At 71.5% G+C, this 14,161-nt stretch carries 13 protein-coding genes; 5 read left to right on the forward strand and 8 right to left on the reverse strand.

Annotated elements, in window-relative coordinates; translation table 11 throughout:
• Positions 1-89: 89 nt before the first annotated feature.
• Entirely contained in the window at positions 90-1,733 is a 1,644-nt protein-coding gene (locus CS062_RS23430; protein ID WP_099864129.1) for a ComEC/Rec2 family competence protein, read from the forward strand.
• 81 nt (positions 1,734-1,814) lie between these two features.
• On the opposite strand, the gene CS062_RS23435 is transcribed toward CS062_RS23430, so the two are convergent.
• From CS062_RS23435 to CS062_RS23445, 3 genes are read right to left on the reverse strand one after another with little or no spacing between them, the layout of a single operon-like run.
• Positions 1,815-2,645, reverse strand: a complete 831-nt coding sequence (locus CS062_RS23435; protein ID WP_099864131.1) for an HhH-GDP family DNA glycosylase — start codon at positions 2,643-2,645, stop codon at positions 1,815-1,817.
• Complete coding sequence (locus tag CS062_RS23440; RefSeq protein WP_099864133.1) at positions 2,642-3,334, reverse strand: DNA adenine methylase; 693 nt, start codon at positions 3,332-3,334, stop codon at positions 2,642-2,644. Before CS062_RS23440 ends, CS062_RS23435 begins: the two co-directional genes overlap by 4 nt.
• Before the next feature lie 49 nt (positions 3,335-3,383).
• The gene (locus tag CS062_RS23445; RefSeq protein WP_099864135.1) at positions 3,384-3,647 is read right to left on the reverse strand and encodes a hypothetical protein; all 264 of its coding nucleotides are present in this window, start codon (positions 3,645-3,647) and stop codon (positions 3,384-3,386) included.
• A gap of 250 nt (positions 3,648-3,897) precedes the next feature.
• Here CS062_RS23445 and CS062_RS23450 point away from each other — a divergent pair, with 250 nt between their 5' ends.
• Entirely contained in the window at positions 3,898-6,057 is a 2,160-nt protein-coding gene (locus CS062_RS23450; RefSeq protein WP_099864137.1) for a S46 family peptidase, read from the forward strand.
• Positions 6,058-6,181: 124 nt separating this feature from the next.
• On the opposite strand, the gene CS062_RS23455 is transcribed toward CS062_RS23450, so the two are convergent.
• Together CS062_RS23455 and CS062_RS23460 are read right to left on the reverse strand one after the other, a co-directional pair.
• A complete protein-coding gene (locus tag CS062_RS23455; RefSeq protein ID WP_099864138.1) occupies positions 6,182-7,333 on the reverse strand; it encodes an alpha-hydroxy acid oxidase in 1,152 nt (383 codons plus the stop codon).
• Positions 7,334-7,503: 170 nt separating this feature from the next.
• Positions 7,504-8,403 carry a LysR family transcriptional regulator gene (locus CS062_RS23460; protein WP_099864140.1) on the reverse strand — a complete coding sequence of 300 codons (900 nt, stop codon included), beginning with the start codon at positions 8,401-8,403 and terminating at the stop codon, positions 7,504-7,506.
• Positions 8,404-8,496: 93 nt separating this feature from the next.
• Here CS062_RS23460 and CS062_RS23465 point away from each other — a divergent pair, with 93 nt between their 5' ends.
• Entirely contained in the window at positions 8,497-8,970 is a 474-nt protein-coding gene (locus CS062_RS23465; RefSeq protein WP_099864141.1) for a YbaN family protein, read from the forward strand.
• 88 nt (positions 8,971-9,058) lie between these two features.
• Here CS062_RS23465 and dinB read toward each other — a convergent pair whose 3' ends face one another.
• The 3 genes from dinB to argH all read right to left on the reverse strand — a co-directional run bounded on the left by dinB (position 9,059) and on the right by argH (position 12,352).
• Entirely contained in the window at positions 9,059-10,303 is a 1,245-nt protein-coding gene (gene dinB / locus CS062_RS23470; protein ID WP_099864143.1) for a DNA polymerase IV, read from the reverse strand.
• A 96-nt stretch (positions 10,304-10,399) separates the two neighbouring features.
• Positions 10,400-10,891 carry a hemerythrin domain-containing protein gene (locus CS062_RS23475; protein ID WP_099864144.1) on the reverse strand — a complete coding sequence of 164 codons (492 nt, stop codon included), beginning with the start codon at positions 10,889-10,891 and terminating at the stop codon, positions 10,400-10,402.
• A 3-nt stretch (positions 10,892-10,894) separates the two neighbouring features.
• A complete protein-coding gene (gene argH, locus CS062_RS23480) occupies positions 10,895-12,352 on the reverse strand; it encodes an argininosuccinate lyase (RefSeq protein ID WP_099864146.1) in 1,458 nt (485 codons plus the stop codon).
• A 258-nt stretch (positions 12,353-12,610) separates the two neighbouring features.
• Here argH and CS062_RS23485 point away from each other — a divergent pair, with 258 nt between their 5' ends.
• Together CS062_RS23485 and CS062_RS23490 are read left to right on the forward strand one after the other, a co-directional pair.
• The gene (locus tag CS062_RS23485) at positions 12,611-13,696 is read left to right on the forward strand and encodes a sensor histidine kinase (protein WP_233218226.1); all 1,086 of its coding nucleotides are present in this window, start codon (positions 12,611-12,613) and stop codon (positions 13,694-13,696) included.
• Positions 13,697-13,753: 57 nt separating this feature from the next.
• A partial coding sequence (locus CS062_RS23490; RefSeq protein WP_143742479.1) for a LytR/AlgR family response regulator transcription factor occupies positions 13,754-14,161 on the forward strand: 408 nt, incomplete at its 3' end.

Consider the following 14,161-nt stretch of genomic DNA (forward strand, 5'->3'; position numbering starts at 1 on the left):
ATCCCGGCTGTCGAGCGGCTCACCCAGACGCCCCGCCTGACCCTGCGCCCGCCTGCGGCCGCCGACGCCCGGACCTTCCGCGACCTGCTGTGCGACCCGGCGAATCGTCGATTCGAGTGCCGGCGCAGCGCACCGTCGGACTGCTGGTCATCCTCGCGCTGCTGCGGCAGGCCGGTGTGCGCTGGCCGTGGCCAATGAGCCTGGGCGCGGCCGCCGCGGCCGTCTGCGCCGCGGATCCGTGGGCGCTGATGCAGCCGGGCTTCTGGCTGTCGTTCTGCGCGGTCGCGCTGCTGATGGCGGCCGACACGCGCGCGGCGCCCGGCTGGCGCGGCCTGCTGCACGCGGCCTGGCGCACGCAGTGGGTGGTGACGCTGGGCCTGGCGCCGTTGACCTTGCTGTTGTTCCAGCAGTTGTCCCTGGTCGGCCTGGTCGCCAACGCGGTGGCCATTCCGCTGGTGTCCTACCTGGTCACGCCGCTGGCGCTGCTGGGTGCGGCTTTTCCACCGCTGTGGACCCTTGGCACTTGGCTCGTCGCGGTGCTGAACCTGATGCTGGAGGCGCTGCGGACCTGGCCGCTCGCCGTCTGGCACCTGCCCTGGGCGCCGCCCTGGGCCCAGGCGCTGGGCCTGGTCGGCGGCGTCGTGCTGGCGATGCCCTGGCCATGGCGTTTGCGGCTGGGCGGGCTCGCGCTGTGCGTGCCGATGCTGTGGCCGGTCGTCGATCGACCGCCGCCGGGGGCGCTCGAACTGTGGCTGCCCGATGTCGGGCAGGGCGGGGCCGCGATCCTGCGCACGCACGGCCACACGATGGCCTTCGACGCCGGGCCGCGCTGGGGACCTGACAGCGACGCGTCGCAGCGGGTGCTGCTGCCGCTGTTGTGGGGACTGGGCGAACGGCGCCTGGACCTGCTGATGGTCAGCCACGCCGACCAGGACCATGCCGGCGGCACCGGCAGCCTGTTGCGGGGCCTGCCGGTCGAGCACCGGCTCGGCGCGGTGCCAGGGGCTGCGGGCTGTCGCCGGGGACAGCGCTGGGAATGGGATGGCGTGCGCTTCGAGGTGCTGTGGCCGCTCGGGCCACCGAACTCGAACACGCGCGACGCCGCTACTGATGGCGTCGGCTCATTCGGTGCAGGTCGCCCGGCCCGGGCGACCGATGCAATGGGTGCTGTCAGCGCAGCCGATGCAGCGGATGCAGCCGGTGCAGCGGGCACGAAGCGCAACGGCGCCTCCTGCGTGCTGCGTGTCGACGCCGCAGGGCGCCGCCTGCTGCTCACCGGCGACATCGAAGCGCCGCAGGAAGCGCAGTTGCTGCGGCTGGCCCGCGAGGAGGGAGCGGACGACCTGCGCGCCGAGGTGCTGGTCGTGCCGCACCACGGCAGCCGGACTTCGTCGTCGAGCGCCTTCGTCCAGGCGGTGGCGCCCCGCGTGGCCGCCCTGCAGTCGGGGCACCTGAACCGTTTCGGGCATCCCCGGCCCGAGGTGGTCGCGCGCTACCTCGCTTCGGGCGCGACGGTGCTGAACTCCGTGGACTGCGGCGCCTGGCAATGGCGAAGCGATCGATGGTCCTCGCCGTCGGCCGACTGCGAGCGGACGCGCCGCCGCCGCTACTGGCTGACGGCGCGGGCCGAGCCCCCGATCACGGACGGGCCGGCGGCGCCCGCGTCCTCGGCGATCGTGGAGAGCGGAGAAGCGGCCGGCCTCGAGTCCGCCAACGAGGCGGCAACGCCCTGACTTCGGCGACGGCAGTCGCCGATTCATGGGCCGCTCGAACCCGACCTCGCGTCGGCGGCAGATACCGCGCCGGGCGCGCGCTCAGGCCGTGAAGACCAGCGCGATCTGCTCGGGCACACGGGTTGCGCTGGCCTTCCGGGCCGGCACCGGCTCGGTCGCCTTCAGGTGGTCGACGAGGAAGCGTGCCGTCTCCGGCGAGCGGCTCATCTCCGCCGCGACCACCGCCTCCAGCTCGGCGGGGCGCACGTCCATGGCGGCGCAGAGCTTGAGCTGGCGGGCCTCGATCTCGAGGTAATGCCGCTCGATGCTGAGCTTGCGCGAGAACAGGCCGATCACCTGGCCCACGCGCAGCAGGTGGACGTCCAGCAGCGCGACCTCGTCCGATGCCGACCAGCCGCGCACGATGGCCGACGCCGTCTTCGGGCCGATGCCTGGCAAGGCCATCAGCCAGTTGCGCACCTCCTGGCCCGCGTCGAAGTCCGGCGCCGATAGCAGCGCCGGCATCACCGCCGCCAGGTGCCTGGCCTTCTGGGCCGCGAAGCGGAAGTGGAGCGCGCGGCCCTGCACCTCCAGCGGCTCGCTGAGCCAGGCCGTCAGGGTGTCCTCGCAAACGCCGGGCTGCACGAAGGCGCCGCGCTCGCGCACCCGCGCGAACGCCGCCTGGCCCACGGCCGCCGGGATGCCGGGGCCGCCCAGCAAGGAGGCGCCGACCTCCTCGGCCAGCGAGCGGCCCGACGCCGTGGGCGCGGGTGCCTCGAGGCGACGCCGCAGCGCCTGCTGGGTCCAGTACGCCGGTGTCGGAAACTCGTCGACGGCGCCCCAGCGGACGCCGGCGAGGAGGAGGTGATCGGGATCGGGAAGTTCTCGGTGAAGGGAGCCGTGGCGGGAAACGATGGCGACGATCTGGGTCATGGGACTGCGGAGACGCCGCCTCTCTGGGCGGCTGGATAGGTGGTGTCCAGCCATTGGCGGAACGCGGCGCGCTCGACCGGGTCCATGGCGTGGATACGCTCTTGAAGGCGTTCGAGACGCCGCTTGTTGGTCTGGCGCTCGCGGAAGGTCGTCCCGCGATGCCGGCTGTCGTGAAGGATCTCGGGCGGCTCGAAGTTGAACCACAGCGTTTCGGTGCGCACGTCGGTGTGGGTCTTCGCCCGGAACTCGGTCGTGCGCCACCCCCGCAGGAGGGCGTCGTAGACCGGATGGGCGTAGCCCGACACGATCACCCGGCAGGGCAGCGTCGCCAGCAGCGCCAGCAGCGCCTCATGGTCCGCGGCGCCGTACTCGTGCCGGTAGATGCGCGTCTGGCGCCGGGTCTCGGGGTGATAAGGCGGGTCCACGTAGACGAGCTCGTCGCCCTCGAACGGATGCCGCGCGAGGAAGTCCTCCGCGCGGCCGTGGACGAGTTCGACGCCGGGCAGGGCCATGGCGCGCCAGTGCGCGATGACCCGGTCGTCAGCGTCGATGGCGATCGAGCGCGCCGCCGGCAGCTTGTGGCGCAGGACCGCGCCGCCGCCGACATGCGTCTCGATGTACACCCGGTGCGGAGGCATCAGGTTGATGACGTGCTGGTACGTCTTGCCCTTGCCGCCTGGATACTTCATGCGGCGAATCATCGTCAGAAGTGACGATGATGTCAAGGCGCCGGCGGGCTCAGAGCGCGGTCAGCCAGTCGCAGCGCAGGCGGCCCGAGCGGTGCAGCCGGCGGCGCCCGCCGGTGTAGGCCATCGGCAGCATCCAGGCCACCAGGCACAACGGCAGTGCGATCCATGCCTGGATCAGTAACGCGCCCGGAACGCCCATGAAGCCCAGCATCCAGATCGTCAGCACGACGTTCCACACCGCCAGTTCGACCGGGTGACGCGTGCTGTGCATCACCATCCAGCGCTTCACCTGGCTGAGCTGCTTGAGGGTCATGGCGGGCTCCTGGACGGCCGGAGAGAGGGAGCGGGCGCCGCGCGGCGGGCCATCGGGCGGCGGCGATCGAATGAGCGGGATTGTAAGTTTGGAGTCAGGGATTCCCCCATCCCATGAACAAGGAGCCCGAGTGGCGGCGCGGGGGATTCCGCGATGCGGCATGGGGACGGGTGCCGACCGGCACGGTGGCGGGACGACGGGCTCGTGTATGGTTCGCCCCTTCTCAAGAAGGTGGACAGGAGTCCCGCGAATGAAACGACTGATGTGGGCCGCGCTGGCGTTGGGCGCGGCGGCCGGCGCCCAGGCGCATGAAGGCATGTGGATGCCGCAGCAGCTGCCGCTGGTGGCCAAGGACATGAAGGCCCTGGGCCTGAAATTCGATCCGGCGCGACTGTCGCAGCCGCTGGGCTATCCGATGGGGGCGGTCGTCAGCCTGGGCGGGTGCACTGCGTCCTTCGTGTCGCCGCAGGGCCTGGTGGTCACCAACCATCACTGCGCCTTCGGCAGCATCCAGTACAACTCGACGCCGCAGAAGGACCTGCTGAAGAACGGCTTCCTGGCCGCCTCGCTGGGCGAGGAACTGCCGGCCGCGCCGGGCAGCCGCATCCTGGTGACGGTCGCGCTGACCGACGTCACCGACAAGGTGATCGACCAGGCGACCGCCGCGCTCAAGGGCAAGGCCCGCATCGACGCGATCGAGGCCAACGAGAAGGCGCTGGTCGCCGCCTGCGAGAAGGATGTGGGCCATCGCTGCTCGGTGGGCGCGTTCTACGGCGGCCTGATGTACCAGTTGACCAAGCAGCTCGAGATCCGCGATGTGCGCCTGGTCCACGCGCCGGCCGAGGGCGTCGGCGTCTTCGGCGGCGACACCGACAACTGGATGTGGCCGCGCCACACCGGCGACTACAGCTTCTATCGCGCCTATGTCGGTCCGGACGGCAAGCCGGCGGACTTCAGCAAGGACAACAAGCCCTTCCAGCCGCAGCAGTTCCTCAAGCTCGCGAGCACGCCGCTGAACGAGGGCGACTTCGTCGCCGTGGCCGGCTATCCCGGCCGCACGAACCGCCACCGCCTGCCCAAGGAAGTGGACTTCGCCTTCGCCTGGGACTTCCCGCACCGCGTCAAGGCGATGGGTGAGCAGCTCGACCTGATCAAGGAGGCGACCGCGGGTCGCCGCGACGCCGAGATCAAGCTGGCCAACACCGTGGCGGGCGTCAACAACTACTTCAAGAACTACCAGGGCCAGATGGCCAGCTACGCCGGCAGCGACATCCTCGCGCGCAAGCAGGCCGCCTTCGACGAGATGAAGGCCTGGGTGAACGCCGACGCCAAGCGCCGCGCGACCTACGGCGCGTCGCTGACCGAGGTGGACCGCCTGATCGCCGAGCGCCAGGAGATCACCCGCCGCGAGTTCCTGCTGGGCTATGCGACGCCGACGCTGATCAAGAGCGCCGGCGACCTGTACGAGCAGGCGCTGCAGCGCAGGAAGCCGGACGCCGAGCGCAAGGCCGGCTACCAGGACCGCGACCAGCTGCGCCGCAGGCAGGCGGTCGAGACGGTGGATCGCCGCTTCGACGAGACCACCGAGAAGAAGGTCGTCAGCCACTTCCTGACGCAGTACCTGGCGCTGCCGGCGGATCAGCTCAATACCGCGTTCCTGAACGCGCTGGGCGTGCGCGCCGGGATGGACGCCGCGGCGGTGACCGCGCGGGTGGACGTGCTGTACGCCGGCACGAAGCTCACCGACAAGGCCGAGCGCGGCGCCTGGCTGTCGCGCGACGCGGCGGCTTTCGAGGCGAGCGACGACACGCTGGTCAAGGCCGCGGTGGCGCTGCATGCCGATGAGCTGGCACGCGAGAACCGCGACAAGGAACTGGCGGGCAAGCTGCAGCAGGCCTATGCCGCGACGATGCAGGCGGAGATCGACTTCAAGGCCAGCCGCGGCCAGCCGGTCTATCCGGATGCCAACAGCACGCTGCGGGTCGCCTTCGGCCAGGTGAAGGGCCGCACGCCCGGCGTGGACGGCACGACCTGGACGGCGTTCACGACGCTGCGCGGCATCGTCGCCAAGCACACCGGCAGTGGCGAGTTCAACGCGCCGGCCGAGCAACTGGCGGCGATCAAGGCCCGGCGCTTCGACAAGTACGGCGTGAAGGCGCTGGACTCGGTGCCGGTGAACTTCCTGGCCACGCTGGACACGACCGGTGGCAACTCCGGCTCGCCGGTGCTGAACGGCAACGGCGAGCTGGTGGGCCTGCTGTTCGACGGCACGCTGGACGCGGTGATCTCGGACTGGGACTTCAACGACCACATGAACCGCAGCATCTGCCTCGATGCGCGCTACATGCTGTGGCAGATGAAGGTCGTCGACAAGGCGGACCGGCTGCTGAAGGAAATGAACGCGCTGTGATCGGCTGAAGAGGCCCGAAGCTCAGGACGCCCCGCCTCGTGCGGGGCGTTGTCATTTCCGGCGCCGTTGCCCGGACGCCCGTGCGCTGGGTGGCGCCTGGCGCGCGCCAGGCCAGTGGCGTCGGTCAGCGCGGGAAGGTGCCCGGCAGCAGGATGTCGCGGTCCACGCTCGCCAGCGAGCGATGCCCGCAGAACGCCATCGTGAGATCCAGCTCCCGATGGATGATCTCGAGGGCCCGGGTCACACCGGGTCGGCCCAGGGCGCCGAGCCCGTACAGGAACGCGCGGCCGATGTAGGTCCCGCGCGCACCCAGCGCCCAGGCCTTGAGCACGTCCTGGCCCGAGCGGATGCCGCCATCCATGTGCACCTCGATGCGGTCCCCGACCGCCTCGACGATCCGTGGCAGCGCGCGGATGCTGGACTCCGCGCCGTCGAGCTGCCGTCCCCCATGGTTGCTGACGATCAGCGCATCGGCGCCGCTGGCCGCGGCCAGCCGGGCGTCCTCCTCGTCGATGATGCCCTTGAGGATCAGCTTGCCGCCCCAGCGCTCGCGGATCCATTGCACGTCGTCCCAGCTCAACTGCGGGTCGAATTGCTTGGCCGTCCATTCGGACAGCGAGCCCATGTCCCCCACGCCCTTCACATGCCCGACGATGTTGCCGAACTGCCGCCGCGGCGTGCGCAGCATCCCCAGGCACCAGCGCGGCTTCGTCGCCATGTTGAGCAGGTTGGGCAAGGTCAGCTTCGGCGGCGCCGACAGCCCGTTCTTCAGGTCCTTGTGGCGCTGGCCCAGGATCTGCAGGTCCAGCGTGAGCACCAGCGCCTCGCACTTCGCCGCCTTGGCGCGGTCGATCAGGCTGTTGATGAAGCCGCGATCGCGCATCACGTAGAGCTGGAACCAGAAGGGCGCCGTCGTGTTCGCGGCGATGTCCTCGATCGCGCAGATGCTCATCGTCGACAGCGTGAAGGGGACGCCGAAGGCTTCGGCCGCCTGTGCGGCGAGGATCTCGCCGTCCGCGTGCTGCATGCCGGTGAGCCCGGTCGGTGCGATGGCCACCGGCATCGCCACCGGCCGGCCGATCATCGTCGTGGCGGTGCTGCGGCCCTCCATGTTGACCGCCACCCGCTGGCGCAGCTTGATGGACTGGAAGTCCGACTCGTTGGCGCGGTAGGTGCTCTCGGTCCAGGACCCGGAGTCCGCGTAGTCGTAGAACATGCGCGGAACGCGCTTCTGCGCGAGCACGCGCAGGTCTTCGATGCAGGTGATGACGCTCATGCGGCGGATGCTAGGCGAGCCGCCGTGCGCCTGGCCGGAAAGTTTGGACGCGCGCGCCGGAAGATCGTTCCGGACGGCTCAGGGACTTCCCTGGGCTCGGGGCCTTCGGAGGCCCACGCGGCAGCCGGGCAGGCCGGGCAGGCCCAGGATGATCGAGCCCGGTACGACGCTCAGGTGTGATTCGCGCCGGCGCTCAGCGTCTCGCAATGCCGCACCAGCCAGCGCGAGAACGCGCGGGCCGCGTCGCCATCCCCATGGCGCACCAGGCCATAGGGCATGGCCGCCGGCACGGCGAGGTCGAACAGCCGCTTGAGTGCGCCACTGCGCAGATAGGGGGCGGCCAGGCTGGGCCGGCCCAGCACGACGCCCTGGCCGCAGGCGGCGGCTTCGAGCGTCAGTCCCAGGTCCACGAAGCGCGTGCCCTGGGCGGGTTCCGGCCAGTCGAGGCCCGCCGCGCGGAGCCAGGGCTGCCACGGCTGCAGCGGGGTGCGCAGCAGCATGGCCGGGGCCAGGTCGGCCGGCGTCGCGATCGCGCCGAGTCGCGCCAGCAAGGCCGGCGCCGCCATCGGCGTGACCACGTCGTCCAGCAGCACCTCGCCACCGGCGGGGAGCGTGCCGGCGAAGATCTCGACCTCCGCCGGCGGTGCTGGCTGATCCAGATAGGGCGTGGACAGCAGCAGCTCCAGCTCGATGTCGGGGTGGGCCTCCTGGAAGCCGGGCAGGGCGGGCACCAGGACCTGGCGCGCGAAGGTCGGCGGGCTGCTGATGCTCAGCCGCGTGACGCGCTGATGCTCGCGCCGATGCAGCGGCACGGCGGCCAGCAGTGACAGCGCGGTCTGGACCTGCGCGAGATATTCCTTGCCGGCGGCGGTGAGCCGCAGCGGATTGCGCGTCAGCAGCGGCTGCCCCAGCCGCTCCTCCAGCGTCGCGATGCGTTTGCCGACGGCGCTGGCGCTGATGTGCAGCGCCTCGGCGGCGCGCTCCAGGCTGCCCAGCCGGGCGGCGGCCTCGAAGGCCAGCAGGCCGTCGATGGAGGGCAGGCGCAGGGAATCGCTGGGGGCGTCGCTCATGGAGGGCGACTGTAGCCGCCGAAGGTCTGGACCCGGGCGCGGCCATGAGCGGCGACCGCACCGCCCGCCGCGCCCGCCCGCTACAGTCGCGCGATGTCCGATGCCGTCGACCCCCAGCGCCAGCGCGATGCCCGCGAGCTCGTGGCATCCGCATCCGCCGCTGCCTCCGCTGCCACCGATGACGCGACGGCCCGCGTGCTCGAGGAGGCCGCGTGGTGGCGTCGCCTGCCCTGGCTGATCGGCGGTGCGCTGAGCCTGCTGCTCGGCGTGATCGGCGCCTTCCTGCCGCTGCTGCCGACGACGCCGTTCGTGCTGCTCGCGGCGTTCTGCTTCGCGCGCGGCTCGGCCCGCTGCGAGGCCTGGCTGCTCGGCCATCCCCGCTTCGGGCCGATGGTCGTCCAGTGGCGCGCGCGGCGCGCCGTGCCGCTGCGCGCCAAGCAGCTGGCCTGGGGAATGATGGCGCTCAGCTCGGCGATCTCGTGGGCGGTGATGCCGGTGCTGCCCTGGCTGCCGGCGGTGTGCTGCCTCGCTGTCGGGATCTGGCTCTGGCGTCTGCCGACCGCCTGATCAGCCGATCCGCCAGACCGCCAGACCGCCAGACCGCCAGACCGCCAGACCGCCAGACCGCCAGACCGCCAAACCGCCAGACCGCCGGTCAACCGAACAGGCTCAGGTTCTCCGGCGCGGGCCGCAGGTCCTCGACCTTGCCGGCGCCGCCCGCGCGACCCCGTCGGGGCGGCTCGATCTCCCCGGGCCGGCTCAGCTTGCCCACGCGCACCCCCAGCAGCCGCAGCCGCTGGCTCAGGTCCACCCGCTTGAGGCACAGCCCCGCCGCGTGCCGGATGGCCGCGGCGTCCTGCACCGGCTCGTCCAGCGTCAGGTCGCGGGTCACCGTGCGGAAGCCTTCGAAACGCAGCTTGATGCCGATGGTGCGGCCGAGGTAGCCCTTGCGCTGCAGGTCCGAAGCCAGCTGCTCGCACAGCGCGGTGAAGATGCGCGACAGCTCGGGGCGGTCGCGGCGCGCATGCAGGTCGCGCTCGAAGGTGGTCTCGCGGCTGATCGAGACCGGCTCGCTGTGCGTGACCACCGGCCGGTCGTCCAGGCCCCAGGCCGCCTGGTGCAGCCAGGCGCTGTAGCCGGGACCGAAATGCTGCTGCAGCAGTTCCTGCGGCGCGGCCGCGAGCTCTCCGATCGTGTGGATCCCCAGGCCGTCGAGCTTCTCGCCCGCCTTGGGGCCGATGCCGTTGATGCGTCGCACCGGCAGCGGCCAGATCCGCGTCGGCAGGTCGGCCATCGTCACCAGCGTCAGCCCGTCGGGCTTGTCCAGCTCCGATGCGATCTTGGACAGCAGCTTGTTGGGCGTCACCCCGATCGAGCAGGTCAGTCCGGTGGCGCTCTGCACCGAGTTCTTGATCTCCCGCGCCACCGCCCGCACGCCGCCCAGGGGATCGTGTCCGACCGGTTCGCGCGCGCCCGGCACGTCGGTCAGGTCGATGTAGATCTCGTCGATGCCGCGGTCCTCGATGACTGGCGCGATCTCGCGCACCGCCGCCTTGAACAGCCGCGAGTAGTGCCGGTAGGAATCGAAGTCGGCCGGCAGCAGGATCGCCTGTGGCGCGCGCAGCGCCGCCTTCATCAGCCCCATCGCCGAGAACACGCCCAGCGCGCGCGCCGCGTAGGTCGAGGTCGTCACCACGCCGCGGCCGGTGTAGTCGGCCAGCTTGAAGAACTCACGGGTGCCGTCGGGACGCAGCTGCGGCGTGTGGGCGCGCCGTCCGCCGACCACCACCGGCAGTCCCTGGAGTTCCGGATAACGCAGCAGCTCCACGGACGCGTAGAACGCGTCCATGTCCAGGTGGGCGATCAGGCGATCGGGCAGGGCTGGCGTCGGCTCGGCCATGCGGCGCATTGTGGGGGCGGGGGCTGACAGGCGTTGTCAGCAGGGCCGGGGCCGGTCGTGGACCCCGGCGGCGAGCGCGCGGCGACGCGCCCGGGATCAGTGTCCGCAGCTGCTCGAGCCGCAGGCGGACACCGGCTCGCCCGCGGCGGCGGGAGCCGGGATCGGATCGCGGCACACGCCGGTCTTCGGATCGAAGCCGCGCTGTTCCATCGTGTAGACCAGCGCCGCGTCCATCATCTCGGCGTGCCCGGGGAACCATTGCGACAGCTCGGTGCGCACGATGCCCAGCGGCTCGCGGTCGCCGAGGTCCTCGGCATAGCGCACCACCTCGCGCATCACGTTGAGCACCATCGCATGCTGGCTGCTGTGGCAGTTCTCCGGCTCGAAGCCGGTGGCCGCCATCCAGCGCTCCTCCATCGCGAAGTGCGCTTCCGTGTGGGCCAGCAGCGCCTTGAAGGCCGGCAGCGCGTCCTCGCCGCGGTCCAGCATGTCGCCGTAGCGGTTCAGCAGCTCGACGAATTCCTCATGCGTGTGGTCGAGCTCCGGCTGATTCAGCACGAGCTCGGCGGTCCAGGCCAGCGTGCTCATCGCTCAGCCCTTCGCCGCGACGGCGGTGCCGAGGCGGCTGCGGTGCCGCGCCACCTGCGCGCGCACCTGCGCCGGCGCGGTGCCGCCGAGGATGTTGCGCGCGTTCAGCGAGCCCTGCAGCGACAGCACCTCGTAGACATCCTCGCCGATGCGGGCGTCGAACTGCCGCAGCGCATCCAGCGGCAGTGCCGACAGGTCGATGCCCTGCGCCTGCGCGGTCTTGACCGCGTGGGCCACGATTTCGTGGGCGTCGCGGAAGGCCAGGCCCTTCTTCACCAGGTAGTCCGCCAGGTCGGTCGCCGTCGCGTAGCCCTTGAGGGCCGCGCGTTCCATCGCCTCGGGCTTGACGGTCAGGCCGGCCATCATCTCCGCGAAGATGCGCAGCGTGTCGCTCAGCGTGTCGACGGTGTCGAACAGCGGCTCCTTGTCTTCCTGGTTGTCCTTGTTGTAGGCCAGCGGCTGGCCCTTCATCAGCGTGATCAGGCCCATCAGGTGCCCCACCACGCGGCCGCTCTTGCCGCGCGCCAGCTCGGGCACGTCGGGGTTCTTCTTCTGCGGCATGATGCTCGACCCGGTGCAGAAGCGGTCCGGTAGCGCGATGAAGCCGAAGGCCTGGCTCATCCATAGGATCAACTCCTCGGACAGGCGCGAGATGTGCACCATGATCAGCGCCGCGGCGGCGCTGAACTCGATCGCGAAGTCGCGGTCGGAGACGGCGTCCAGGCTGTTCTGCGCGACGCCTTCCATGCCCAACGTGCGCGCCACGCGCTCGCGGTCCAGCGGATAGCTGGTGCCGGCCAGCGCGGCGGCGCCCAGCGGCAGGCGGTTCACCCGCTTGCGGGCGTCGAGCAGGCGCTCCGCGTCGCGCGCGAACATCTCGACATAAGCCAGCAGGTGGTGGCCGAAGGCCACCGGCTGGGCCACCTGCAGGTGGGTGAAGCCGGGCAGGATCACGTCGGCATGGCGCTCGGCCTGGTCGACCAGCACGCGCTGCAGCTCGGCCAGCAGGCCGACCAGCGTGTCGATCTCGCCGCGCAGCCACAGCCGCACATCGGTGGCGACCTGGTCATTGCGACTGCGGCCGGTGTGCAGCCGCTTGCCGGCGATGCCGACCAGCTCGGTCAGCCGCGCCTCGATGTTCAGGTGCACGTCCTCCAGGTCCAGTTGCCACTGGAAGCGGCCCGATGCGATCTCCTCGCGGATCTGCGCCATGCCCTTCTGGATCGCGGCCAGGTCGTCGGCGCCGATGATCCCCTGCGCGGCCAGCATGTCGGCATGGGCCAGCGAGCCCTGGATGTCGGCGGCCCACAGGCGCTTGTCGAAGTCGACGCTGGCGGTGTAGCGCTTGACCAACTCGCTCATCGGCTCGGAGAAGAGGGCGGACCAGGCTTGCGACTTGTTGGCGAGCTGGTTGTCGGCGGGTTGGCCGTCGGCCAGGGAGTCAGAGGGAGAGGAGGACATCGGCTTGCAAGGCGTTACGACTTCGCGGCGCCCCGGGCGGGCCCGCATTGGTCGCGGCCGGATGCCTGGGGGAGAATGAGCCGCCGATTCTAAAGGGGGCGCCATCCAGGGCGCCCGACGGCGCAGCCAGAGGGCAGGACAGTGCGGGGACGGGAGGAGCCGAGGGCCGGCAAGGCAAGCAGCGGACGGACGTCGGGCGACGCGCCGCGACGCCCGGCCGACCCGTCGCGCGACGCGCCCAGCGCCTCGACGCAGCCGATGAGCACCCAGCCGATGAGCACCCAGCCGTTGCCGACGCAGCCCGCCTGGGAAGAGACCCGCCTGGACGCGCGAACGGCCGAGGCGCCGCGGCTGATCGATGCCCAGCGTCGCTTCGACGTCTGCCATGTCGGCCTGGTGCTGCGCGCGGTGCTGGGCGTTCAGCTGGTGCTGTCGCTCGGGCTGGCGATGATGTCCGAGACCCCCGCGCAATGGGCCTGGGCGATGGGCGGCGCCTCCGTCGCCGCCTTGAGCGCGGTGCTGGCCTGGCTGCTGGTCGTGTGCGCCGCCAAGCGGCTGCTGGCGCGCCTGCCCGAGTGGGCGCAATGGACGCTGCCGATCGCCCTGGGCGCGGCCTGCGCGCATGGCGGCGCGCTGCTGCTGGAGGCGGTGGAGCTGGGCCATCTCGGCGCCTTGCAGCGCGTCGCCGCGGCGCTCACCGGCGGGCTCGCGGCCGGCGTGCTGCTGGGCTGGCTGAAGCTGCGCGAACGGGCCCAGGCGCCGGCCGACGCGCTGGCCCGGCTGGTCGAGCTGCAATCGAGGATCCGGCCGCATTTCCTGTTCAACACCTTGAACACCGCGATCGCGCTGGTGCGCGTCGATCCCAACCGCGCCGAGGAGGTGCTGGAGGACCTGGCGGAGTTGTTCCGCGTCGCACTGGCGGACGCCGGACCGACGGCCGAGGGCGTGCGCCTGGACCAGGAGGTCGAGCTGGCCCGGCGCTACCTCGCGATCGAGCAGCTGCGCTTCGGTGAGCGCCTGCGCGTGCACTGGCAACTGGATCCGCATGCGGCCGAGGCGCGCGTGCCGCCGCTGCTGCTGCAGCCGCTGGTGGAGAACGCGGTGCGCCACGGCATCGAGCCCAACGACCTGGGCGGCGACGTCGACATCGTGACCCGCGCGCGCGGCAGCGAGGTCGAGATCCGCGTCGTCAACACGGTGGGCCTGCCGTCGCGCGCCCAGGGGCATGGCCTGGCGCTGCGCAACGTGCGGCAGCGGCTGCGGCTGATGCACGACGTGGCGGCGCGGCTGGAGGCCGGACCGGGCGAGGGCCGCTTCGTCGTGCGCATCGTGATGCCACGGTGACGCGATGACGCGACCGGATCTGAACGGGCACAGGAACGAGGACAGGGAAGGAAGGACATGCTGACGCATCCGCCGCTGAGGGTCTTGATCGTCGACGACGAGCCGCTGGCGCGGCTGCGGCTGCGGGGCCTGGTCGAGGCCAACGAGGAGCCGCGCGCCGAGGTGGCCGCCGAGGCCGGCAGTGGCGAGCAGGCGCTGGCCTGGCTCAAGGACCATGCCTGCGACCTGATCCTGCTGGACGTGCAGATGCCGGGCCTGGACGGGCTGGGCCTGGCGCAGGCGCTGCGCGGCCGGCCGTTCGCGCCGGCGATCGTGTTCGTGACGGCCCATGCGCAGCATGCGTTGCAGGCCTTCGAGCTGGAGGCGCTGGACTACCTGACCAAACCGGTGCGGCGCGAGCGGCTGCAGGCCAGCCTCGCGCGGGCGGCGCAGCGCCTGGACGAGCGCGCGGCCGCGAAGGCCCGC

The sequence above is a fragment of the Roseateles chitinivorans genome, assembly GCF_002761755.1.
Classification (GTDB): domain Bacteria; phylum Pseudomonadota; class Gammaproteobacteria; order Burkholderiales; family Burkholderiaceae_C; genus Roseateles; species Roseateles chitinivorans.

Bases quoted from the DNA above. Each gene is read 5' to 3' on its own strand.
- CS062_RS23435 (WP_099864131.1), bottom strand. From the start codon at position 2,645: ATGACCCAGATCGTCGCCATCGTTTCCCGCCACGGCTCCCTTCACCGA.
- CS062_RS23440 (WP_099864133.1), bottom strand. From the start codon at position 3,334: ATGAAGTATCCAGGCGGCAAGGGCAAGACGTACCAGCACGTCATCAAC.
- CS062_RS23445 (WP_099864135.1), bottom strand. From the start codon at position 3,647: ATGACCCTCAAGCAGCTCAGCCAGGTGAAGCGCTGGATGGTGATGCAC.
- CS062_RS23450 (WP_099864137.1), top strand. From the start codon at position 3,898: ATGAAACGACTGATGTGGGCCGCGCTGGCGTTGGGCGCGGCGGCCGGC.
- CS062_RS23455 (WP_099864138.1), bottom strand. From the start codon at position 7,333: ATGAGCGTCATCACCTGCATCGAAGACCTGCGCGTGCTCGCGCAGAAG.
- CS062_RS23460 (WP_099864140.1), bottom strand. From the start codon at position 8,403: ATGAGCGACGCCCCCAGCGATTCCCTGCGCCTGCCCTCCATCGACGGC.
- CS062_RS23465 (WP_099864141.1), top strand. From the start codon at position 8,497: ATGTCCGATGCCGTCGACCCCCAGCGCCAGCGCGATGCCCGCGAGCTC.
- dinB (WP_099864143.1), bottom strand. From the start codon at position 10,303: ATGGCCGAGCCGACGCCAGCCCTGCCCGATCGCCTGATCGCCCACCTG.
- CS062_RS23475 (WP_099864144.1), bottom strand. From the start codon at position 10,891: ATGAGCACGCTGGCCTGGACCGCCGAGCTCGTGCTGAATCAGCCGGAG.
- argH (WP_099864146.1), bottom strand. From the start codon at position 12,352: ATGTCCTCCTCTCCCTCTGACTCCCTGGCCGACGGCCAACCCGCCGAC.
- CS062_RS23485 (WP_233218226.1), top strand. From the start codon at position 12,611: ATGAGCACCCAGCCGATGAGCACCCAGCCGTTGCCGACGCAGCCCGCC.